The sequence below is a fragment of the Streptohalobacillus salinus genome (genome assembly GCF_003201605.1).
Classification (GTDB): domain Bacteria; phylum Bacillota; class Bacilli; order Bacillales; family Amphibacillaceae; genus Streptohalobacillus; species Streptohalobacillus salinus.
In genome coordinates this window covers 54,241-76,644 of record NZ_QJJR01000003.1, presented here as the reverse complement: position 1 = coordinate 76,644, position 22,404 = coordinate 54,241, and the positions used below count along the sequence as shown (strand labels likewise).

At 42.3% G+C, this 22,404-nt stretch carries 24 protein-coding genes; all 24 read left to right on the top strand.

Features of this window, described 5'->3' with window-relative positions:
- The first annotated feature begins 43 nt into the window (after positions 1–43).
- The 24 genes from DES38_RS03395 (at position 44) to DES38_RS03280 (ending at position 22,349) form a co-directional block, all read left to right on the top strand.
- Positions 44–625 (top strand): low molecular weight protein arginine phosphatase, encoded by a 582-nt coding sequence (locus tag DES38_RS03395; RefSeq protein ID WP_110250689.1) that lies wholly within the window; start codon positions 44–46, stop codon positions 623–625.
- 78 nt (positions 626–703) lie between these two features.
- Complete coding sequence (gene rpiB, locus DES38_RS03390; protein ID WP_110250688.1) at positions 704–1,150, top strand: ribose 5-phosphate isomerase B; 447 nt, start codon at positions 704–706, stop codon at positions 1,148–1,150.
- Positions 1,101–1,685: a TIGR01440 family protein gene (locus tag DES38_RS03385; protein ID WP_245881950.1), complete on the top strand. Its 585-nt coding sequence runs from the start codon at positions 1,101–1,103 to the stop codon at positions 1,683–1,685. Before rpiB ends, DES38_RS03385 begins: the two co-directional genes overlap by 50 nt.
- A 60-nt stretch (positions 1,686–1,745) precedes the next feature.
- Complete coding sequence (gene glyA, locus DES38_RS03380) at positions 1,746–2,981, top strand: serine hydroxymethyltransferase (RefSeq protein WP_110250686.1); 1,236 nt, start codon at positions 1,746–1,748, stop codon at positions 2,979–2,981.
- 235 nt (positions 2,982–3,216) lie between these two features.
- A complete protein-coding gene (gene upp, locus DES38_RS03375; RefSeq protein ID WP_110250685.1) occupies positions 3,217–3,846 on the top strand; it encodes a uracil phosphoribosyltransferase in 630 nt (209 codons plus the stop codon).
- A 406-nt stretch (positions 3,847–4,252) separates the two neighbouring features.
- A complete protein-coding gene (gene wecB / locus DES38_RS03370) occupies positions 4,253–5,398 on the top strand; it encodes a non-hydrolyzing UDP-N-acetylglucosamine 2-epimerase (protein ID WP_110250684.1) in 1,146 nt (381 codons plus the stop codon).
- A gap of 187 nt (positions 5,399–5,585) precedes the next feature.
- Complete coding sequence (locus DES38_RS03365; RefSeq protein WP_110250683.1) at positions 5,586–7,262, top strand: glycoside hydrolase family 31 protein; 1,677 nt, start codon at positions 5,586–5,588, stop codon at positions 7,260–7,262.
- A gap of 358 nt (positions 7,263–7,620) precedes the next feature.
- The gene (locus DES38_RS03360; protein ID WP_110250682.1) at positions 7,621–7,989 is read left to right on the top strand and encodes an ATP synthase subunit I; all 369 of its coding nucleotides are present in this window, start codon (positions 7,621–7,623) and stop codon (positions 7,987–7,989) included.
- Between the two features lie 24 nt (positions 7,990–8,013).
- On the top strand, positions 8,014–8,724 hold the full coding sequence (gene atpB, locus DES38_RS03355) for a F0F1 ATP synthase subunit A (RefSeq protein WP_110250681.1): 711 nt from the start codon (positions 8,014–8,016) through the stop codon (positions 8,722–8,724).
- A gap of 147 nt (positions 8,725–8,871) precedes the next feature.
- Positions 8,872–9,078, top strand: a complete 207-nt coding sequence (gene atpE, locus DES38_RS03350; RefSeq protein WP_110250680.1) for a F0F1 ATP synthase subunit C — start codon at positions 8,872–8,874, stop codon at positions 9,076–9,078.
- A gap of 76 nt (positions 9,079–9,154) precedes the next feature.
- Positions 9,155–9,682, top strand: coding sequence for a F0F1 ATP synthase subunit B (gene atpF / locus DES38_RS03345; protein WP_110250679.1), 528 nt, complete (start codon positions 9,155–9,157; stop codon positions 9,680–9,682).
- Positions 9,679–10,224 carry an ATP synthase F1 subunit delta gene (gene atpH / locus DES38_RS03340; RefSeq protein WP_110250678.1) on the top strand — a complete coding sequence of 182 codons (546 nt, stop codon included), beginning with the start codon at positions 9,679–9,681 and terminating at the stop codon, positions 10,222–10,224. Before atpF ends, atpH begins: the two co-directional genes overlap by 4 nt.
- A 15-nt stretch (positions 10,225–10,239) precedes the next feature.
- Entirely contained in the window at positions 10,240–11,748 is a 1,509-nt protein-coding gene (atpA, locus tag DES38_RS03335) for a F0F1 ATP synthase subunit alpha (RefSeq protein ID WP_110250677.1), read from the top strand.
- A gap of 15 nt (positions 11,749–11,763) precedes the next feature.
- Positions 11,764–12,639 (top strand): ATP synthase F1 subunit gamma, encoded by an 876-nt coding sequence (gene atpG, locus DES38_RS03330; protein WP_110250870.1) that lies wholly within the window; start codon positions 11,764–11,766, stop codon positions 12,637–12,639.
- Positions 12,640–12,669: 30 nt separating this feature from the next.
- A complete protein-coding gene (gene atpD, locus DES38_RS03325; RefSeq protein WP_110250676.1) occupies positions 12,670–14,076 on the top strand; it encodes a F0F1 ATP synthase subunit beta in 1,407 nt (468 codons plus the stop codon).
- Positions 14,077–14,090: 14 nt separating this feature from the next.
- Positions 14,091–14,495, top strand: coding sequence for a F0F1 ATP synthase subunit epsilon (locus tag DES38_RS03320; protein WP_110250675.1), 405 nt, complete (start codon positions 14,091–14,093; stop codon positions 14,493–14,495).
- 289 nt (positions 14,496–14,784) lie between these two features.
- Complete coding sequence (locus DES38_RS03315; RefSeq protein WP_110250674.1) at positions 14,785–15,018, top strand: DUF1146 family protein; 234 nt, start codon at positions 14,785–14,787, stop codon at positions 15,016–15,018.
- Positions 15,019–15,624: 606 nt separating this feature from the next.
- Complete coding sequence (gene murA, locus DES38_RS03310) at positions 15,625–16,917, top strand: UDP-N-acetylglucosamine 1-carboxyvinyltransferase (protein WP_110250673.1); 1,293 nt, start codon at positions 15,625–15,627, stop codon at positions 16,915–16,917.
- Positions 16,918–17,325: 408 nt separating this feature from the next.
- On the top strand, positions 17,326–18,327 hold the full coding sequence (mreB, locus tag DES38_RS03305; protein WP_110250672.1) for a rod shape-determining protein: 1,002 nt from the start codon (positions 17,326–17,328) through the stop codon (positions 18,325–18,327).
- 33 nt (positions 18,328–18,360) lie between these two features.
- Positions 18,361–19,182: a flagellar hook-basal body protein gene (locus DES38_RS03300; protein ID WP_110250671.1), complete on the top strand. Its 822-nt coding sequence runs from the start codon at positions 18,361–18,363 to the stop codon at positions 19,180–19,182.
- 14 nt (positions 19,183–19,196) lie between these two features.
- Positions 19,197–20,030 carry a flagellar hook-basal body protein gene (locus DES38_RS03295; protein ID WP_110250670.1) on the top strand — a complete coding sequence of 278 codons (834 nt, stop codon included), beginning with the start codon at positions 19,197–19,199 and terminating at the stop codon, positions 20,028–20,030.
- 11 nt (positions 20,031–20,041) lie between these two features.
- Positions 20,042–20,362, top strand: coding sequence for a DNA-directed RNA polymerase subunit beta (locus tag DES38_RS03290; RefSeq protein ID WP_110250669.1), 321 nt, complete (start codon positions 20,042–20,044; stop codon positions 20,360–20,362).
- A 57-nt stretch (positions 20,363–20,419) separates the two neighbouring features.
- A complete protein-coding gene (gene fabZ / locus DES38_RS03285) occupies positions 20,420–20,842 on the top strand; it encodes a 3-hydroxyacyl-ACP dehydratase FabZ (protein ID WP_110250668.1) in 423 nt (140 codons plus the stop codon).
- A 466-nt stretch (positions 20,843–21,308) separates the two neighbouring features.
- The gene (locus tag DES38_RS03280; protein WP_110250667.1) at positions 21,309–22,349 is read left to right on the top strand and encodes a glycosyltransferase family 4 protein; all 1,041 of its coding nucleotides are present in this window, start codon (positions 21,309–21,311) and stop codon (positions 22,347–22,349) included.
- Positions 22,350–22,404 lie beyond the last annotated feature (55 nt).

Sequence of the window (22,404 nt, the reverse complement as noted above, 5' to 3'; positions counted from 1 at the left end):
TGATTTAGCTATTCAGTTTTGAGAAGAGGAGAGGTTTTCTACAGTGAAAGTATTATTTGTCTGTACCGGTAATACCTGTCGGAGCCCAATGGCTGAAGCATTACTCGCAACAAAAACAACAGTTGACGTCGATTCTAAAGGCCTGATGGCCCGTGAAGGTGCCGACATGAGTGAAGGCACCAAGCAGGTACTTGCTGCAAATGGCATTGTCTTTGATAAACAAGCAAGTAACCTAACAGAAACGGATGTTAAAGCAGCCGATTTAATTCTTACGATGACCCGTCAACATAAAAGAATGATTCAACAACAATTCCCAGCAGCGATTGATAAAACAGATACGTTAAAAGCATATAGTTATGATGCATTTGAAGACGAGTGGCAAGCCTTGAAGGATGCGTATCTCGTCTTTGAAGAAAAGCATCAACAACAAGTAAGTGGCGAAGATGTACCACTTGCTGAACTTGCAGCAAGTTACCAAGCGATTGAAACACTTGAAGCAAGGTTACCTTCACCAGACATTCCGGATCCCTTTGGGGGTAACGCGGCCGTCTATCTTGAGACCTTTAAGACAATTGAGGCAGCCATCGATCAGTTAGTGAAACGCTTGAACTTAACAAAGAAATAAGCCTTCCAACTGTTCAAGGATCGTTTCTTTCAGTACAATAGAAGTAGAGTGAAAATATAAATAGAGGAGTGGAAATTAATGAAAGTTATCTTAGCGTCAGATCATGGTGGTTACAAACTCGCAGATGAAATTGAAGCATTTCTTAAAGATGAAGGCATCGAAGTGAACAACATCGGTTGTGGTTCATCAGATTCATGTGACTACTCTGATTACGGGATTCCCGCAGCAGAACGGGTCGCAAGTGGTGAATACGATCGTGGAATCGTTATTTGTGGCACGGGAATTGGCATGTCGATTTCAGCGAACAAGGTTAAAGGCATTCGTTGCGCACTAACGCATGACTGTTACACTGCGCGCGTCACCCGGGAACATAACGATTCGAATGTCCTTGCCCTCGGTGAGCGCGTAATCGGGGTCGATTTAGCGAAAGAAATCGTTAAAATTTGGATAGGTGGCGAGTTTGAAGGCGGGCGTCATGAACGCCGAATCAACAAACTGGCTGACTATGAACAAAAAAATGGATAAACAAGCATTACTAGATACACTAAATCAACTTGTGGATGAGTGGTTGGCACGCGACACCTTAACGTCCGGTCAATTATTTGTGGTTGGCACATCGACCAGTGAAGTATTGGGCGACACAATTGGAACAACGGGAAGTGTGGAAGTCGCGGAAGTTATTTTTAAAGCAATGCAGCGCCTGAAGAAAGAAACAGGCGTGCAGCTTGCTTTTCAATGTTGTGAGCATCTTAACCGGGCGTTGATTGTTGAACGTGAAACGATGATGCGTTATGACCTTTCGGAAGTAACGGTGGTCCCTCACCCACATGCGGGTGGGTCGATGGCAACCTATAGTTATCATGAGATGGACGATGCCGTCGTTGTTGAGTCGCTTTCGGCTCATGCCGGGATTGATATTGGGGAAACCATGATAGGGATGCACTTAAAAGCAGTGGCTGTTCCGTTAAGATTTAAAACGAAACAAATTGGGAAAGCACGTGTGACAGGTGCTTATACACGTCCAAAACTCATTGGTGGCGAGCGGGCTATCTATCGTTAAGTAGAAGGTGTGAGGCCTTTTCTTATAAAAAACAAGAGAAATCAAGGGGGAACAAACTGGATGAAACATGTACAAGCGAATGATGTTGAGCTATTTGAAGCAATTGAATTAGAACGTGGGCGTCAGAATGACAAGATTGAGTTAATCGCCTCAGAGAATTTCGTTTCTGAAACGGTCATGGAAGCACAAGGATCCGTTTTAACAAACAAGTACGCCGAAGGTTATCCTGATAAGCGCTACTATGGCGGTTGTGAGTATGTTGATATTGCTGAAAACTTAGCGCGTGATCGAGCTAAGAAAATTTTTGGTGCTGAACACGCCAATGTCCAACCACATTCAGGTGCTCAAGCTAACATGGCTGTTTATCATGCCTTCTTAGAACCGGGCGATACGGTACTAGGAATGAACTTATCACACGGTGGTCACTTAACGCATGGTAGCCCAGTAAACTTTAGTGGAAAGCTCTATAACTTCGAAGAGTACGGTGTGGATAAAGAGACAGAAATACTTGATTATGATGTGGTTCGTGAGAAAGCGTTAGCGGTTAAGCCAAAATTAATTGTTGCGGGTGCTAGTGCGTACCCACGTGAAATTGACTTTGAAAAATTCCGTGCAATTGCCGATGAAGTCGGGGCCTATTTGATGGTTGATATGGCGCACATTGCTGGTTTAGTTGCTGTCGGTGAACATCCAGATCCTGTTCCTTTTAGTGATTTTGTAACAACAACAACGCATAAGACACTCCGTGGCCCACGTGGTGGAATGATTTTAACAAAAGAAAAGTATGCCAAACAAATTGATAAGGCTGTCTTTCCTGGGATTCAAGGTGGCCCGTTAATGCACGTGATTGCAGCGAAAGCCGCTGCCTTTAAAGAGGCCTTGGAACCAAGCTTTAAAGATTATGCTGTTCAAATCAAGAAGAATGCCAAAGCATTTGCAGCATCGTTAACAGCTGAAGGGATTCGTCTTGTTTCTGGCGGAACAGATAATCATCTGCTTTTACTTGACGTTACAAGTTTAGGGATTACCGGTAAAGTCGCTGAAGAAGCCCTTGATGACATTGGCATTACCACTAATAAAAATACCATTCCTTTCGATCCGGAATCGCCTTTTGTAACAAGTGGTGTCAGAGTCGGGACGGCAGCGGTAACGACACGTGGTTTCAAAGAGGACGAGTTAAAAGAAGTGGGTCAGATTATTGCCCTCACTTTAAAACATTTAGATGATGAAGAGAAAAAAGCGGAAGCGCGTCTTCGTGTCAAGCAATTGGCCGACCGGTTTCCCCTTTACAAATAATCAGTTTTTAACATAACGGTTCAATTCAGAAGAGCGCCTCCTTTAGGTGCTCTTTTTCAATGGGTAGCCACTGCGCTTCATTTAGTTGTCACTAGCTTGTGACACACCGACCGAGAAAGTATATCGAAATCAATAAATAGACTTGAAACGAACTTGTTTTAAAGGTACACTTTTAAGTAGTGTGTTTACCGGGCTATCGGTTGAGCCTAAATATCGAAGACGAGGAGCGTATATGATGGGAAATGTATTTGTATTAGATCACCCTTTAATCCAGCATAAGTTAACGTACGTAAGAAAAACAGAAACAGGCACGAAAGAATTTCGGGAATTGGTTGATGAAATCGCTGGATTAATGGCTTATGAAATCACCCGTGATTTACCAGTCGAAGAGGTAACGATTGAAACCCCTGTAACAACGACAAAGTCGTACGTGTTGACGGGTAAGAAAATCGGGATTGTTCCAATATTACGTGCCGGGTTAGGAATGGTAGAAGGCGTACTTCGTCACATTCCAACAGCAAAAGTTGGTCATGTTGGGCTATACCGTGATCCGGATACATTAATGCCACATGAATATTACTTTAAAATGCCAAACGATATTGAAGAGCGTGATTTAATTGTGGTTGATCCGATGCTTGCGACTGGCGGGAGTGCAAGTGATGCGATTCAGTCACTAAAAAACCGTGGCGCTAAAAGCATCAAACTGATGTGTCTGATTGCCGCACCAGAAGGTGTCGAAGCGATTCGTGAAGCACATCCAGAAGTGGATATTTATCTTGCAGCCATGGATGAGAAGCTGAATGATCACGGATATATTGTCCCAGGTCTTGGTGATGCTGGTGACCGTTTATACGGAACGAAGTAATACCTGTTTAATAGTGATACGAGCAATGCATGAAGGTCTTAAGGCTTTCGTGCATTTTTATTTTGGCAAGACAAGCGTTAACGCGTCATCCCTTTAACAAATAATCTGTGCCTAGCTAGCGGCAAAATAAAAAAGTTTTGTTTTAGTCGCTATAGTATTTAGCGGATAGGCCAGAGAATGAATAAGAAAGGGACATAAAACAACGGATCAAGCTTAGGCGTTACTCAAGGTAGTGAGACAAAGGAAACGTTTAAACGCGCAGTGCGGATTGCAGGGTTGCTGCTTCTAGCACTCGCCTTTAATACCAGTAGGGAAAGGGTTATCCTATTGATTTAAAAGCAAGTCAGATTGTGCTATATTAGATGCATCATCATCAAAAAATCGATCAACAAAGGAGTACATAAAGATGAAGAAGATTAAAGTCATGCCTGTTTTCGGAACGCGTCCGGAAGCGATTAAAATGGCACCACTGGTGTTAGAACTGCAGAAGCGTAGTGACCAATTTGAAACAATTGTAACGGTAACGGCGCAACACCGAGAAATGTTAGACCAGGTCTTATCAATCTTCGGTATCACCCCGACCTATGATTTAAATATTATGCAACCGAAACAAACCCTTGCCGGGGTGACAACCCGTGCCTTAATGGGCTTAGATGAAGTTATTAGGGAAGCGAAACCTGACATTGTTTTAGCACATGGGGACACCACGACGACATTCGCTGCCTCGCTTGCAGCGTACTACAATCAAGTCGCGGTCGGTCACGTTGAAGCAGGCCTACGAACGTGGGACAAGTATTCGCCCTTTCCTGAAGAGATAAACCGTCAATTGACGGGGGTTATGAGTGATCTGCATTTTGCTCCGACTACCCAATCAAAAGAGAACTTATTAACCGAAAACAAACAGGAAGAAACGATCTTTATTACGGGGAACACTGCCATTGATGCGTTAAACACCACGGTGACCGCTACATACACGCACCCGTTACTTGATACGATTGGTGAGAAACGCTTGGTGTTAATGACAGCACACCGCCGTGAGAATTTAGGTGAGAATATGCAACAGATGTTCCGAGCGATTCGTCGGTTGGTCGATGCTCACGAAGATATTCATGTTGTTTATCCCGTGCACTTAAACCCACTCGTCCAAGAGGCGGCGAATAAGATTTTAGGTGAACATGACCGGATTGATTTAATCCCACCACTAGACGTGGTTGACTTTCATAACTTTCAGTCACGTGCCGAATTGATTTTAACCGATTCTGGTGGTGTCCAAGAAGAAGCACCTTCACTCGGTGTACCCGTTCTTGTTTTACGTGATACCACGGAACGACCAGAAGGTGTGGCAAGTGGGACGTTGAAACTGGCCGGAACGGATGAGGAGACGATTTTTAATCTTGCTGATACATTATTAAGTGACCAGGACAGCTATAATCAGATGGCAAAAGCGTCCAATCCCTATGGCGATGGCAAGGCAAGTGCACGGATTTGTGAAGCGATTCGTTATCACTTTGCACAGCGTAACGAACGACCAGCAGACTTTACTGTCGAATAAAGCGCCTTTCTAGCTATTGATGTTACGAAAGCAATTCGCGTTCACACCATGAGGAACTGTTCTCATGGTGTGGGCGCTTTTATCATTATTGGTGCCAAATCTTAACGCTCAAGTGTTTTAACGCACAAGCAGAAAATAAAGCGAATCGTCGTTAACGACCTATCGTTTCACGGTTGATTCGAAACAGTTGGATTACTATCTATTCATTGGGTCGACAGCTAAAGGCGTGCTTCAACAATACACGACGATAACGGGCAAGATGCCATTACCACCGAAGTGGTCATTGGGTTACCACCAGTCGCGCTATAGTTACAAGTCAGAAAAAGAAGTGCGAGAATTAGTTGAAACATTTAAAGCAAAGCGGGTACCGCTAGATGCGATTTACTTAGATATCCATTACATGGATGAGTACCGCGTGTTTACCTTTGACTCAAACCGGTTTCCAAACCCGAAAAAATTAATCGAAGAGTTAAGGAAAGATGGTATTCGGGTAGTGCCCATTGTCGACCCTGGTGTGAAAGCGGGTGAGAATTATCCGATTTACCGTGAAGAGACAAATGAAAGCCATTTTTGTAAATACAGCAAAGGTGACGTTTACCATGGCGATGTCTGGCCGGGGCGAAGTGCATTTCCTGATTTCACAAATGAGAAAACCCGGCGATGGTGGGGGAAACAGCACAAATTTTATACCGATTTAGGGATTGAAGGGGTATGGAATGATATGAATGAACCCTCGGTTTTTAATGAAACGAAGACAATGGATTTAGCGGTTATTCATGAGAACAACGGTCAGCCGAAAACGCACGGTGAGTTGCACAATATTTATGGCATGATGATGGGTGCAACAACGCACGAAGGGTTAAAAGATGAGTTAGCAAATAAGCGACCCTTTGTCTTAATACGGGCAGGTTATGCAGGGATCCAGAGGTATGCCACCGTGTGGACAGGGGATAACCGGAGTTTTTGGGAGCATCTACAAATGGCTTTACCGATGTGTATGAATCTTGAGCTTTCTGGCGTTGCTTTTTGTGGTCCTGATGTCGGTGGATTTGCGAATGATTCAAACGGGGAATTATTAACGCGTTGGACACAAGTCGGTTTATTCACACCATACTTTAGAAACCATAGTGTGTTAAACTCTATCCATCAAGAACTATGGTCGTTTGGTACACGTTATGAAGAAATGATTAAACGCTATATTGAAGAACGGTACGTGTGGTTACCGTACCTGTATAATGTTTTTAAAGAAGCAAGTCGCACAGGCATGCCCGTTATGCGGCCATTGTTATTAGAATTTCCATATGATGAACAGACGGTTAATATATATGATCAATTCATGGTAGGCGAAGACGTTTTGGTCGCACCAATTTTGACGCCCTCTACAAATCACCGCGTTGTGTATCTGCCAGAAGGAACCTGGATTGATTATTGGACCGACCAAAAAAGAGTTGGCGGAAAATATCATTTGGTCTATGCGGATATCGATACCCTGCCGATCTTTATTAAGGAAGGTGCGATTATTCCACTAACAGCGCCAAAAGCGTCAACAAATGAAAAAGATAAGCAACTTTTTATCCATCTCTATCCTCAAGCAAATGAGTCGAAGTCATATACCCTTTATGAAGATGATGGCTTGTCTCTCAACCATGAAACAGGCGCATGCTTTGAGTGTGACATTCACATGGAAGCTAGCGCTGATCAATTAACAATTACAACGCACGAAAAGATAAACGGTTATTCACCGGATTGGGAAGAACGCATTTTTATTATTCACGGTGCGATAAAAGAAGAAAACATTCGATTAAACGACAAAATGCAATTTGTTAGTCGCATCCTCATAAAAGACAATGCACACGACAGTTGAAGAAAAAGCATCGACTAAAACTCGCCTGAGCTCAGGCGAGTTTTTTGGTCTTTAATTGGTTGACAAAGAAAGGGGAGGCGCTACCAAATAACGCAACGTCATCACCGTAGCTAGTTACGTGTGCCTATATATGTAAGGGGTACCGAATAATAGGCTGCACCCAAGCACATGTGCATTAAACCTACGTTTTTACTGAGGTTTACGTAATCCGCAAGAATAAAGCGGTTTATTCAGAAAAAAGCACATTGAAAACGTTTTTATGTGAGGAAATTCTAGTGATTGGGATGCATTTTATAAATTTGGTGCTATAATGTGAATAGTCGACGGTTATAGACGTGTGTGAAAAGGTGGTAAAGATGTGGAGAATTATCAACACTTAATGAAATGGCAACACCGTATCTTTAAATGGAGCATCTGCTTACTAATCACACTGACGCTTATCTCTATGGCACATCCTGTTTTAGTTGGTTTACTACTCGGTGCGAGTGTAAGCTACATAAACTTATGGTTACTTCAAAAAGAAACCGAACAACTCGTTCGGATTGTTGAGGGGAATAAACGCTTTATACTAGCTGGGACAATTAGCCGAATTGGCGCAGCTTTACTTGTCGTTGTCCTAAGTTTGCGTTTTCCTGAAGCAATCAACCTTTACGCAGTAATTATAGGTTTAATGTTAAAGTACGTGATTGTGTTAGGGACGGCGTTTTTTGTCGTTAACAAAGACTAATCTAAAGAGAAGGGGGAAAATAGAATGGATCATGGTGCACCCATTATCGAGAATATCTTTGGGATTCCTTGGTTAAGCATGAATGTTTCAACCGTGGTGATGATGCTTGTCTCCTGTGTGGTGACCTTTGTCTTAGCGGTTCTTGCGACCCGCAACTTAAAGATGAAGCCAACCGGGATACAAAACGCTGTTGAATATTTAGTTGATTTCGTCAAAGGCATCATTAATGACTCAATGGACTGGCGGACCGGTAAAAAGTTCTTACCGCTCGCACTGACGTTAATTACCTTTATTTTTATTAGTAACATTTTAGGGATTATGGTTGTCGGTGTTTATAACGGGGACGTTTACTGGAAGTCACCAACGGCTGACGCAGGGGTAACCTTAACGCTTGCAGCTTTTGTAATTATTTTATCAAACTATTATGGTGTGAAAATGCGTAGCGCGAAAAAATACGCAAAAGGGTTTATCACGCCGGTATCCATCATGCTGCCATTTAAATTAATTGAGGAGTTCACCAATACAATGACCTTAGGTTTTCGTTTATACGGAAACATCTTTGCCGGTGAGATTCTTTTAAGTTTGCTCGCTGGAATGGCATCCGTAACCGTACTCGGTGCCATTATTCCAATGTTATTATGGCAAGGCTTTAGTCTCTTTGTTGGCGCGATTCAAGCCTTTATCTTTACGACATTATCCATGGTGTACATGTCACATAAAGTCATTGATCACTAGACAGCGCTTATGGATGATGTCTCAATCGTTACACGTAAAAATAAGCAAGTCACAGCTTAAACAGACGGTTTAAGCTGAGTTAATCATTAAAAAACAAAAAGAAGAATCAGTCAGCGTGACTGATATCTCATTAGGAGGAAATTAAACATGGAAGCTATCGCTGCTGCAATCGCAGTTGGTCTTGCTGCACTCGGTGCAAGTTTTGCCAACAGTATTATCGTAAAAAGTACACTTGAAGGTATCTCACGTCAACCGGAATTACGTGGTCCACTCCAAATGATCATGTTAATTGGTATCGCATTAGTTGAGGCGATTCCTATTCTAGCGGTCGTTGTTGCCTTTATGATTTTATAGAACCAATTGAAACAGTAACATTTGCACACTTGCTGAAGAGATAAAAGCGAGTGAAGGAAGAAAGGAGTGGGAGACCTTGTTTACACCTATCAATATGACACTCGGCGCGACTGTTGGTGGTTTTTATATTGTTGATACCATCGTGGTGCTGGTTAGTTTTGCGATTTTATTAGTCTTACTTAGAAAGTTTGCCTGGGCACCGATCATCAAAGTCATGGAAGAACGAGAAAACTTTGTCGCAACAGAAATTGAAACGGCACAAGCGAAACGTAAAGAAGCAGAAAAGTATGTATCTGAAGCAGATGAAAAGCTATTAGAAGCGCGTAAAGAAGCAAAACGTTTAGTTGTTGAAGCGAAGCAATCGGCAACGAAACTGGAAGACTCCATTGTTTCAGAAGCAAAACAAACGGCGCGTCAAATGCGAATGGATGCTGAAGATGAAATCGAGAACGAACGCAAAGAGTCGTTCCAAGAGATGCAAGAAACCGTCGCGGAGATTGCCTTTCAGATTGCGATGGACATCATTAAGAAAGAAATGAGTCCAGAAGATCAAAAACGTTTGATTCAGGAACGTCTTGATACTATAGGAGACGATTTGGTATGAAAAACCGAATAAAGGCCCGCCGTTATGCAGAAGCGTTATATGATGCGGCTGTAGAACGGGGCCACGAAGATTTAATCGAACGCGAACTGATGGCGATTCGCCAAGCATTTAGCGAGCCATCAGATATTGTTCAATTCTTACAAGATCCGAAACAATGGATGCACCGCGCCCGGATTATTAAGTCAACCTTTATGACCTTCTCAAGTGAAGTGGTTAAGATACTACTGATTATGGTTGAACACCATGCCGAGGTCGATGTGCCTCATATGGTCGATCATTATTTATATTTGCTTAACGAACAACGCGGGATTGGGGTCGGTAAAGTATTGACGGTAAAGGCGCTGAGTCCAGCTGAATTAACTGAAATTGAAACACACTTTGCTGAGAAATTCGGCTATAAAGAGTTAACACTTGCGAACGTGATTGATGAAGACGTTTTAGGTGGCTTTAAAATTGTTATTAATCAACGGGTCTATGATGCAAGTGTGAAAAAGAAATTAAAAACAATGCGCCAAAACTTTGTGCCATTGTATAAACGATGACAGGGGTGACATGCGATGGAAATCAGAGCGGAAGAAATAAGTGCCCTGATCAAAAAACAAATTCAATATTATCAGAATGATACCGAAGTCGAAGATATCGGGACAGTCATTGAAACCGGTGATGGGATTGCCCAAATCTATGGTTTGAATAATGTTTTATCTGGTGAGTTGGTCGAATTTGAAGATGGAACCATGGGCTTGGTTCAAAGTTTAGAAGAAGACCGTGTGGGTGTCGTTATTCTCGGTTCACATCTATCGATTCGTGAAGGCGATGAAGTAAAACGGACCGGACGGATTATGGAAGTACCTGTTGGGAAAGCACTACTTGGCCGGGTTGTTAACCCACTCGGGCAACCGTTAGACGGAAAAGGTACGATTAAAACACGTAAAATGCGCCCGATTGAACAAGAAGCACCCGGTGTAATGGCGCGGAAATCGATTCACGAACCGTTACAAACAGGGCTTAAAGCAATTGATGCACTGGTACCGATTGGCCGTGGTCAACGTGAGCTAATTATTGGTGACCGTCAAACGGGGAAAACAACAGTGGCCGTTGATACGATTTTAAATCAAAAAGATCAAAACATGTACTGTATTTACGTAGCGATTGGACAGAAAGATTCAACGGTTCGTGCAACGGTTGAAACCTTCCGCCGTCACGGTGCCTTAGACTATACAATCGTTGTCAATGCAGGTGCCGCTAGTCCAGCCCCACTGCAGTACTTAGCGCCGTATGCTGGTGTTGCGATGGGTGAGGAATTTATGTATAACGGCGAGCATGCCTTAGTCGTCTATGATGACCTATCAAAGCAAGCGGCAGCTTACCGTGAGTTATCCCTGCTCTTAAAACGACCACCAGGTCGTGAAGCATTTCCGGGTGACGTCTTTTACTTGCACTCACGTTTACTTGAACGAGCAGCTAAATTAAATGATGAGTTAGGTGGTGGTTCACTTACAGCGTTACCGTTTGTCGAAACACAAGCAGGTGATATTTCTGCATATATCCCAACCAACGTTATTTCAATTACGGACGGGCAAATCTTCTTGCAATCTGATTTGTTCTTTAGTGGGGTAAGACCTGCGATTAATCCAGGTTTGTCAGTATCACGTGTTGGTGGGTCAGCACAAGCGAAAGCGATGAAGAAAGTATCAGGAACCTTGAGAATTGACTTAGCAAGTTACCGTGAGCTCGAGTCATTTGCGCAATTTGGCTCCGATTTAGATAAAGCAACAATAAAAAAATTAAACCGCGGAAAACGGACCATTGAAGTCTTGAAACAAGGCTTGCATAAACCGATTCCAATGGAAAAACAAGTGATGATTATTTATACCTTAATTAAAGGGCATTTAGATGAGATTCCAATTGAAGACATCACCCGGTTTGAAGCAGAGTTTTATGACTATTTAGACGCTGCGTATCCGGAAGTATTGCGCGATATTCGCGTGACGGGTGAACTCAATAATGAAGGCGATATGCAAGAAGCGATTCGCACGTTTACCACACAGTTTAGTGTATCGTATTAAGGAGGGACGTCAATGATTCCGTCATTAAGAGAAATTCAGAAACGTATTTCATCTACGGAAAAGACGAAGCAGATTACCAATGCGATGCACATGGTTGCCGCATCGAAACTTGGGAAGTCTGAAACGTCCAGTACAGCCTTTGTTCCTTATGCGGAAAAAATCGAAAAAATGGTGCGTCACATTGTCGCCAGTTACGGTGATCATGACCATCCGATTTTAATTCCAAGACGCGTCAAAAAAGTTGCTTATTTGGTAATGACAGCCGATCGTGGCCTTGCCGGTCCGTTTAACTCACAAGTGTTAAAGAAGACCGAACGTTTGATTCGTGAGCGCCACCGTCACCAGAGTGAGTATACCTTGATTGCGATTGGTCGGATGGGGAAAGAGTACTTTAAAAACCGCAACATGCCGATGTTGCGCTCGATGACTGACTTACCGGATCACCCTTACTTCAGTGATTTGGAGGACTTGACCTACGATACCGTTCAGTTTTACATTGACGGCGAGTTTGATGAACTCCGTTTGGTCTATAATCATTACCAGTCAGCAATGGTGCAAGAAGTGACAGTCAAGCGGATTTTACCGTTGATCACTGAAGCTGAGGTCCCGGACTTAAAAGAAGAGATGCACAGTCAGTTTTTATTTGAACCAAGTGAGGAACAAATTTTAAAAACACTATTGCCACAATATGCGGAAAGTTTAATCTATGGCGCCTTTTTAGAGAGTAAGGCGAGTGAGAATGCATCACGAATGAATGCGATGCGCTCAGCAACAGATAATGCCGACAACATGATTGGCGATTTACGCTTGCAGTACAACCGTGCCCGTCAAGCGAAGATTACCCAAGAAATAGCGGAGATTGTGAGTGGCGCAGATGCCCAACAAAGCTAACGCTTTTGCCGGTTTAGGAGGAATGAATCGATGAGTAAAGGACGAGTCGTACAAGTGATAGGCCCTGTCATCGACGTGAGCTTCGAGGACGGGGAATTACCAAAAACATATGATGCGTTGATGGTAACTGCGCATCAAAATGAAAAAGATGTCGATGTCACCTTAGAAGTGGCCCTTCACTTAGGTGACCATAAAGTAAGAACGATTGCGATGAATGCAACCGAAGGGATTCGCCGCGGTGATGCGGTAGTGAACTTAGGGCGACCGATTTCGGTGCCCGTTGGTGAAGAAACACTCGGACGTATTTTTAACGTGCTTGGTGAGACGATTGACGGAGAAGCACCGGTCGCCGAGAGTGTTGAAAGAAATGCGATTCACCGTCCCTCGCCAGAATTCAAAAAATTATCAACCGAAACGGAAATCTTAGAAACAGGCATCAAAGTGGTTGATTTACTTGCGCCTTATATTAAAGGGGGTAAGATTGGTCTCTTTGGTGGGGCTGGTGTTGGTAAGACGGTCCTGATCCAAGAATTAATTCATAACATTGCCCAGGAGCACGGTGGCCTCTCTGTCTTTGCTGGTGTAGGGGAACGGACCCGTGAGGGAAATGATTTATACTTTGAAATGAAAGAATCAGGTGTCATCAAAAAAACAGCGATGGTCTTTGGCCAAATGAATGAGCCACCAGGTGCCCGGATGCGTGTTGCTTTAACTGGGTTAACGATGGCAGAATATTTCCGTGATAAGAAACGTCAAGACGTGTTACTGTTTATTGATAACATTTTCCGGTTCACCCAAGCCGGCTCTGAAGTATCAGCGCTCTTAGGGCGGATGCCGTCAGCGGTTGGGTATCAACCAACACTTGCGACAGAGATGGGGCGCTTGCAAGAGCGGATTACCTCAACAACGCAAGGGTCAGTCACGTCGATTCAAGCGATTTATGTCCCTGCCGATGACTATACTGACCCAGCACCTGCAACCACGTTTACGCACTTGGATGCAACCACGAGTCTGGACCGTAAGTTGTCCGAACAGGGGATTTATCCAGCGGTCGATCCCTTGTCATCAAATTCCCGTGCGCTAGACCCAGAAGTGGTTGGCCATGAACACTATGATGTTGCCCGGCAAGTGCAACAAACGTTGCAGCGTTACCGGGAACTGCAAGACATTATTGCGATTCTTGGGATGGATGAGTTAAGTGATCAAGATAAAGTTACTGTCGCAAGAGCACGTCGGATTCAGTTCTTTTTATCCCAGAACTTCCATGTGGCGGAACAATTCACGGGTCAAGCAGGTTCTTACGTCCCTGTCCAGGAAACGGTGCGCGGCTTTAAAGAAATCTTAGCGGGTCATTACGATGATTTACCAGAAGATGCATTTCGTTTAGTTGGAACCATTGAAGAAGCGGTGCAAAAATCAATGAAGATGTCTGAGTAAGGAGGGGATTCTCGATGGATCAAACCTTATATGTTGAGGTCGTTACTCCGGATGGTCAGATTGTCGATGGTGAGTTTGAAATGGTCGTCGTCCATGCTGAACAAGGTGAGCTCGGTATTTTACCGAACCACACGGCAATGATTGCCCCACTCATCATTAGCACGGCCCGCCTTAAAAGAAATAATGAATCAATGCGGGTGGCAATTGGTGGTGGGTTTGTCGAAGTGATTGATAATCATGTCACGATACTCGCTCAATCTGCCGAGACGCCAGCGAAAATTGATGTAGAACGGGCCCGTAAAGCAAAAGAACGTGCTTTACGGCGGATTAAACAGAAGAAAGACCATGTTGACTTTAAACGTGCGGAAATGGCGCTAAAGCGTGCGATTAACCGTTTAGACATATCAGGTAATCAATAAGAAAATGACTTTAACGGGGAGTGAGTCCTTTTGTTAAAGTCTTTTTCGTTTGAGTGGAAATGTTGCATGCTTATGACTAAAGCGTTATCCAGTGAGGTGACGAGCAAATACGTATGGATTTGCTGCTTTTTATTTAGGGTGTTTTTGAAAAAAGCTAAAGATTTTTAGCAAGTCAAACAATATTTCCTGGGAAATGAAGCGGTTTATTTATAAGTAGCCCCAGTGTTTCTAGGGAAAGGCGTGTGATTAAAGTGGGAAAATCAGCAAAGATAAAAGGGGGAAAAGCAGGATGTTTCAAGAAGTTGGTACACAAGCAATCGTAAATATTATTTCGCATTTTATCTTTATTATCTTTACGTGGCGTGCGCTTCAATCCTTGCGGGTGGATCAGTTAATCAAAAAGCACAAAGTAGCCGAAGCTCGGTTATTGATGGTTTTTTTAACGATCACCATCGGGTCAACAGTGAGTCATTTCTTCATCGATTTGATGCAGTGGTTTCAACAACTCGGGTATTTATTTTAAAAACCCAGTCATTTTGATGCCGATCGATGGATGTAGAAGAACCCTATCCTCTCTTTCTTGCTTTAAGAAGGAGGATAGGGTTCTTTTTTTTTTTTTTTTTTTTCTACGTATCGTCACCTCAGTTAACTTTTTATCGTTTCGCGTTTATAAAGTAAGGGTAGACCTTATTAAAGGGATTGACTAGTTGAACGAAAGAATGAGGCAATACCCGTAGATAATTTATGAGCATCACGCGTCAAGTTAAAGGTCTGGAAGGGAAACGGATTTAATTGGAGGCGCTGTCAAAACGATCAGTCATTCTGAAAGACCTAGTTTATGAAAGAATACTGAGATAACCTCGTTCTAAGCGCCTATTTACAGTTGCTTTATCAATAGTTATAGTTGTGTTAGTCTGTCATTTAGTGGTATGATAGAAGGCGAGTATTTTTTTATTATTCATTGAATTTATCTTAAATTAAACGAAAGACAATAAAGTATTAAATAATTGCTTTTTAAATGGAATATAACGATAACTTTACCGAGAAAGAATCAGTCGAGTAAGTGAGCGTAGTTAATCACTAGCGACGTGTGTACGACGATAAACTTAACTTAGAGGAGCAACTTCGAATGGAAAAAATTATAATTAACGGTGGATATAAATTAAATGGAAACGTCAAAGCAGAAGGTGCAAAAAATGCAGTGCTACCAATTATTGCGGCAACTATCTTAGCTGAAAATGGAACATCAACACTTACAAATGTCCCTGGTCTTGCAGATGTTTACACAATGAACGATGTGTTGTCGAACATTGATGCAAAAGTCGAAATGGACGGCGATACCCTAAAGGTTACGGCGGAAGAACCATTAAAAACTGAAGCACCGTTTGAGTTTGTGACAAAGATGCGGGCATCGGTGTTAGTAATTGGTCCGTTACTTGCTAGATTTGGTCATGCGAATGTGGCAATGCCGGGTGGCTGTGCGATTGGTTCACGTCCAATTGATCTGCATTTAAAAGGTTTTGAGGCGATGGGAGCAAAAGTGACTGTCGGTCACGGTTTTGTTGAAGTAGAATCAAATGGCCGCTTACAAGGTGCGAGTATATATTTAGATATGGCTAGCGTCGGTGCGACAGAAAACATCATGATGGCAGCAAGTTTAGCAGATGGCGTGACGACGATTGAAAATGCAGCGCGCGAACCGGAAATTGTTGATCTAGCCGACTTTATTAACGCATTGGGCGGGAAAATTTCAGGTGCTGGCACGTCAACGGTGACCATTGAAGGTGTGGCATCACTGACCGGGGCAGAACATGCGATTATTACAGATCGGATTGAAGCGGGAACGTTTATGATTGCGGCGGCAATAACTGGTGGTGACGTGACCGTTGAAGGAGCTCGGTTAACTGACTTACGGGCGCTTGTTTCGAAAATGCGTGAAATGGGTGTTGGGGTCACAGAAACAGCGACTGGCCTACGTGTAACGTCAACCGGAGCATTAACCGCAACCGATATTAAAACCTTACCACATCCGGGTTTCCCAACTGATATGCAGTCACAGATGATGACGCTGATGTTGAAAGCAAAAGGTTCAAGCATGGTGACGGAAACCGTTTTTGAAAATCGTTTCATGCACGTCGATGAGTTTAGACGGATGAATGCGATGATGAAGATTGAAGGACGGAGCGTCATGATTGAAGGTGGTCATGAACTGCAAGGGGCAGACGTGAAAGCGACCGATTTACGTGCTGGCGCAGCCCTTGTGTTAGCAGGATTGATTGCTGATGGGGTCACGCGCGTATCTGAACTGTATCACATTGATCGCGGTTATGTTGACTTTGTTGGAAAATTAAAAGCTTTAGGCGCTGACATTGAACGTGTCAGTGAAGTTGAAGCACGTATTGCCGAAACCGCGACTGTCTAATACATAACGTGAGATTCGTTTTGTAATTGAGCTAAGGTCTAAAACAGATGGATAAGATAGATAATTGTTTTCATATACCTCATACAGACAAGTCCCTCTTGTAATGAAGGGAGACTTGTCTTTTCGTGTTTTTATGCCTTAAGACAAATGGTGTAGTGAACGTCCGAAAAAAATGTAACGAAAGCACCTTCCCAATCGTTTTAATAGAGAAAGGGGAGCGTTAAATCGTCAGTTTGTTAATAATCCAAATGACAACCGTGTGACAAATGGTTTAAATTTATGTAATGTTTGATTTATCAAAGATTTGTGGTATGTTCAACCCTTTTTTTGTGCTATTATATATTATTAGAGACCTATCACAAAAACACGTATGCAATAGATGATTTTAAGACTTAGGGAGGATCACTTATGTTTTCAAGAGATATTGGAATTGACTTAGGTACAGCAAATGTTTTAATTCACGTTAAAGGTAAAGGAATTGTACTAGATGAACCTTCTGTTGTTGCGATGGATCGTTCAACGTCAAAAGTATTAGAAGTCGGCGAAGCTGCTCGTCGAATGGTTGGTCGTACGCCGGGAAACATTGAGGCCATCCGCCCGCTTAAAGATGGTGTCATTGCTGATTTTGATGTCACTGAAGCTATGTTACGTCACTTTATTTCAAAAATTAATGTCCGCGGGATGTTTTCGAAACCACGAATGCTAATTTGTTGCCCAACAAACATAACGAAAGTTGAACAAAAAGCAATCAAAGAAGCAGCTGAGAAATCAGGCGGAAAGAAAGTTTACTTAGAAGAAGAACCGAAAGTGGCTGCGATTGGCGCAGGGATGGATATCTTCCAACCGAGCGGTAACATGGTCGTTGATATTGGTGGTGGAACCACCGATGTTGCGGTGCTTTCAATGGGGGATATTGTCACCTCACAATCGATCAAACTTGCGGGTGATAAATTCGACCAGGAAATCTTAAATTATGTCAAAAAAGAATATAAATTATTGATCGGTGAACGGACAGCTGAAGACATTAAAATTCAAGTGGCAACTGTTTTCCCAGGTTCGCGCGATGAATCGATTGCGATTCGTGGGCGTGACATGGTGTCAGGTTTACCGCGGACAATTACGATTTATTCAGATGAAATTGAAAAAGCGCTGAAAGAATCTGTGTCAATGATTGTCCAAGCAGCGAAAAACGTCTTAGAGAAGACACCACCTGAACTATCGGCCGACATCATTGACCGTGGTGTGATTTTGACCGGTGGTGGGGCGCTTTTACACGGCATTGACCAATTACTTGCAGAGGAACTCAAAGTTCCTGTCTTCCTTGCGGACGAGCCAATGAGCTGTGTGGCAAGAGGAACAGGCATCATGCTTGAAAACATTGATAAAATTGAACGTCGCTCATTTCTGTAAAAGAAACAGATTTCCTGAAAGGATGAATGCGGAATGCTAAGAGGTTATTATACAGCTGCAAGCGGGATGAAGACACAACAACGTCGTCAAGATACCCTATCAAACAACATTGCAAATGCTCAGACACCAGGTTTTAAACAAGACCAAGCAACTGTCCGTGCCTTTCCTGAACATCTTGTTCAACGGATGGGCGAATCAAAGTTACCAACGACACGACAATTTAAAGTACCTTTTAGTAACAATGTCGGTCCGTTAACGACTGGCGTCTATGTTCAAGAAACACTGCCTGATCACACGCAAGGTAGTTTAATGGAGACAGGAATGACAACAGATGTTGCGTTAACAAACGGCACACTACCAGATGAAAATGGTGCCTTACTCTTTACGGTGCAAAACAATGACGGGGACGTACGTTACACGAGAAGTGGTAACTTTACTGTCGATGGGGAAGGCTTTCTAACAAATAACCGTGGCCAGTACGTGCTTGCGGATAATGGTGAACCCATTTTCACGGATGGTCAAACTTTCCAAGTCTCACCTGAAGGTGTCCTGGAAGTTGGTGGAGAAGCGATTCCGTTGCAAATGAGTTATACAGCGAATCATCAGGATTTAATTAAAGATGGCGAAGATTTATTTATGCTTGAAGATGAAGGCGAAGTTGTCAATGGTCGTGGGGTAGCTGGACTCAATTTTAGTGTAACCCAAGGGTACCTAGAATCGTCTAATGTTGATGAAGGTCAAACGATGGTTGAAATGATGCAAGCCTACCGTTTGTTTGAAACCAACCAACAAGTGTTGCGCGCCTATGATCAAAGCATGGATATTGCCGTCAATCAAATTGGACGATTAACCTAAGGAGCGTGAGCTAAATGAGTCGAATGTCTTTTCAAGCCGCAACAACAATGCGGGAATTACAAACGAAAATGGATTTGATCGGTCATAATGTTTCGAATACAAATACGACCGGCTACAAATCGCAAATGGCCAACTTTAACTCACTGCTCTATCAAAACATTGATAATTTTGGTGATGTTGAAGCGAATGCCGAAGGCCGCGTTTCACCACACGGGATTCGTCAAGGTGCCGGTGCGAGACTGGGGCATACGAACATTGACCTGTCTCAAGGGACGGTGACGACGACAGATCGTGCCCTCGATGTGGCTTTACTCGAAGATAATCAATTATTAGAGGTAGAAGTGACAGAGAACGGGAATACAGAGACGCGTTACACACGTGACGGCTCGCTTTATTTACAGCCGACAGATACAGGTGAAGTTGCGCTGGTCACGCGTAATGGTCATGCTGTATTGAATCCTGCTGGTGCGCCGATTACATTAGCTGAAGACTTTGATGATGTCAATATTGATGACCAAGGTCAACTTGTTGTCACACGTGGCGCCGCTACTTTAGTTGAAGGACAGTTATCGGTGTCAGAAGCGATTCGTCCTCAGTTTTTAGAAGCGACAGGTAACAATCTGTTCCGTTTACCTGATTTAACCGAAGTGGCTTTTAATGCTGCAGATATTATTGACCAAGTAGCTGTTAATGATATCACGCTTGCCGCGGGTAGATTAGAGGCATCAAATGTTAACCTATCCACACAAATGACGGATTTGATTCAATCGCAACGTGCTTATCAATTTAATGCACGATCGATCTCAATGCATGATCAGATGCGCGGTTTAATTAATCAAATGCGCTAAGGAGTATATTTATGACGAACACAAATGAAACAAAACCAAAAACAGCGAGCCAACCACGTGAAGTCATTGATGAACCGAATAATCGAGAAGTGGTAAAAGAAGAAAAAAAAGCTGAACGTAAAGCAAAACGACAAGCGCATAAAGAGAAGTACGCCGTACGGCGTATCTTTCCGATTTGGCTCCGCATCATCGTTATCGTGCTCTTGAGTATTCTGGCGCTGATTATCGGTCTTATTGTTGGCTATAGTGTGCTCGGTAATGGTGAACCGTTAGACGTATTGAAATTTGAGTTTTGGCAACATGTTTTAGACATTATTCAAGGCGTTGAGTAGAAGCAGCAAAAGATTTGCTGCTTTATCTTTTTAAATCAGAATTAGGAGTTGGTACTAATGTTAGATATAAATCAGATTAAAGAAGTCATACCACATCGTTACCCTTTTTTACTTATTGATGAAGTGATAGAACTTGAAGAAGGAAAACGTGTTGTCGCCAAGAAAAATGTCACGATTAATGAACCGTTTTTCCAAGGGCATTTTCCTGATTATCCAGTGATGCCGGGTGTACTGATTGTTGAAGCGCTAGCGCAAGCAGGAGCGGTTGCGATGCTTAAAAAAGAAGGTAACGAAGGTAAGCTTGGGTTTTTAGCGGGTATCGACAAGTGCCGCTTTAAACGTCAAGTCAAACCAGGTGATACGCTAAAACTGGAAGTTGAAATCACGCGTCTTAAAGGACCAATTGGTAAAGGTAAGGCAATTGCGACTGTTGAAGGTGAACTTGCCTGTGAAGCGGAGATTATGTTCGCGATACAGTAAGTGTTTAAGTGAATTATCTTTTATAATAGACGGATTAAAATAAAATTAATTGACCAACATAGGATCATGAGTGTAATGCTTTATAATAATGCAATAGAATAGATAGAAATAGAGCAAAGTGATAAATCATAATTATGGATTTTATAATAATCTATGGTTGCCCACTTTGCTTTTTGCGTTGATTTATAACAACAGAATTATTAAAACGTCAAAGATTAGCTAGCATTATTTTTATACTAATAAAATGCAAGTTACTCTAACTCCAAAGGGTACATTTGTTTCAACGTTCGATTAATAGTTATATACTCTCAATTTTAGTCCCAGGCAATGAAATAAATGAATCTGATTCAAAAATATGGTATAATCATCTGATGAAGTAATCTTAAATTTACAGTAACATTACATTGCATTTATACGACAAAGTATAATGTGAACCAATAGAGAGAATTGAGAAAGGAAGGGGAACATGAATTTTATAATTGCAGTAATTATTACATTTAGTCTAACTGTATTTTTAACCCCTCTTGTTAAACGATTAGCATATAAAATTGGAGCAACAGATTTACCGAATAAACGAAAAATCCATGCGGAGCTGATGCCAAGATTAGGGGGCTTAGCAATTTTTATTAGTTTTATTGTAGGTGTGATCATTTTTAATCCGGATAGTCGTTTTGAGTGGCCAATTATTATCGGGGCGATACTTGTCACAGGGATAGGGATCATTGATGATAAATATCAATTATCAGCTCGATATAAGTTTATTGTGCAAACAATTGCTGCCTTGATTGTAGTATTGGGTGGAGTTGAAATGACGTACATTAATTTGCCGTTTGGTTATATGTTAGATTTTGGTCAGCTTAGTATTCCAATTACGGTAATTTGGATTGTGGGTATTACAAACGCTATTAATTTAATAGATGGATTGGATGGTTTAGCTGCTGGTGTATCTACGATTGCATTAATTACAATCGCAGGGTTGGCTTTAGCGTTAGGTGATATCTTTGTAGCATTAGTTAGCTTTTTATTAATTGGCAGTACATTGGGGTTCTTGGTATTTAACTTCTATCCGGCCAAGATTTTTATGGGTGACACAGGCGCTTTGTTCTTGGGATACATGATTGGTGTTCTTTCAGTTTTAGGGTTTAAAAACGCAACCTTATTTTCATTGATTGTTCCAATTGCGATCCTAGGTGTTCCAATCCTTGATACGTTTTTTGCGATTGTCAGACGAGTGGTCCACAAGAAACCGTTATATGCACCTGATAAGATGCATTTACACCATTGTCTATTGAATTTAGGATTTGGTCATCGCCAAACGGTTATTCTCATTTATTCGATGAGTGCATTGTTTTCAGTGGCTGCGATTATCTTTAATCAATCAACAATGTGGGGATCCACTATTACTTTCTTTCTAATGATACTGTTAATTGAACTCGTCGTTGAATTAACGGGACTAGTAAGTAGTAATTATCGTCCGATTTTAAATTTTATTTATAGAAAGAAGTAGACTTTTTTATTTTAAAAAAAGCATTGTTTCCCTCTTCTTCGAGGTAAGCAATGCT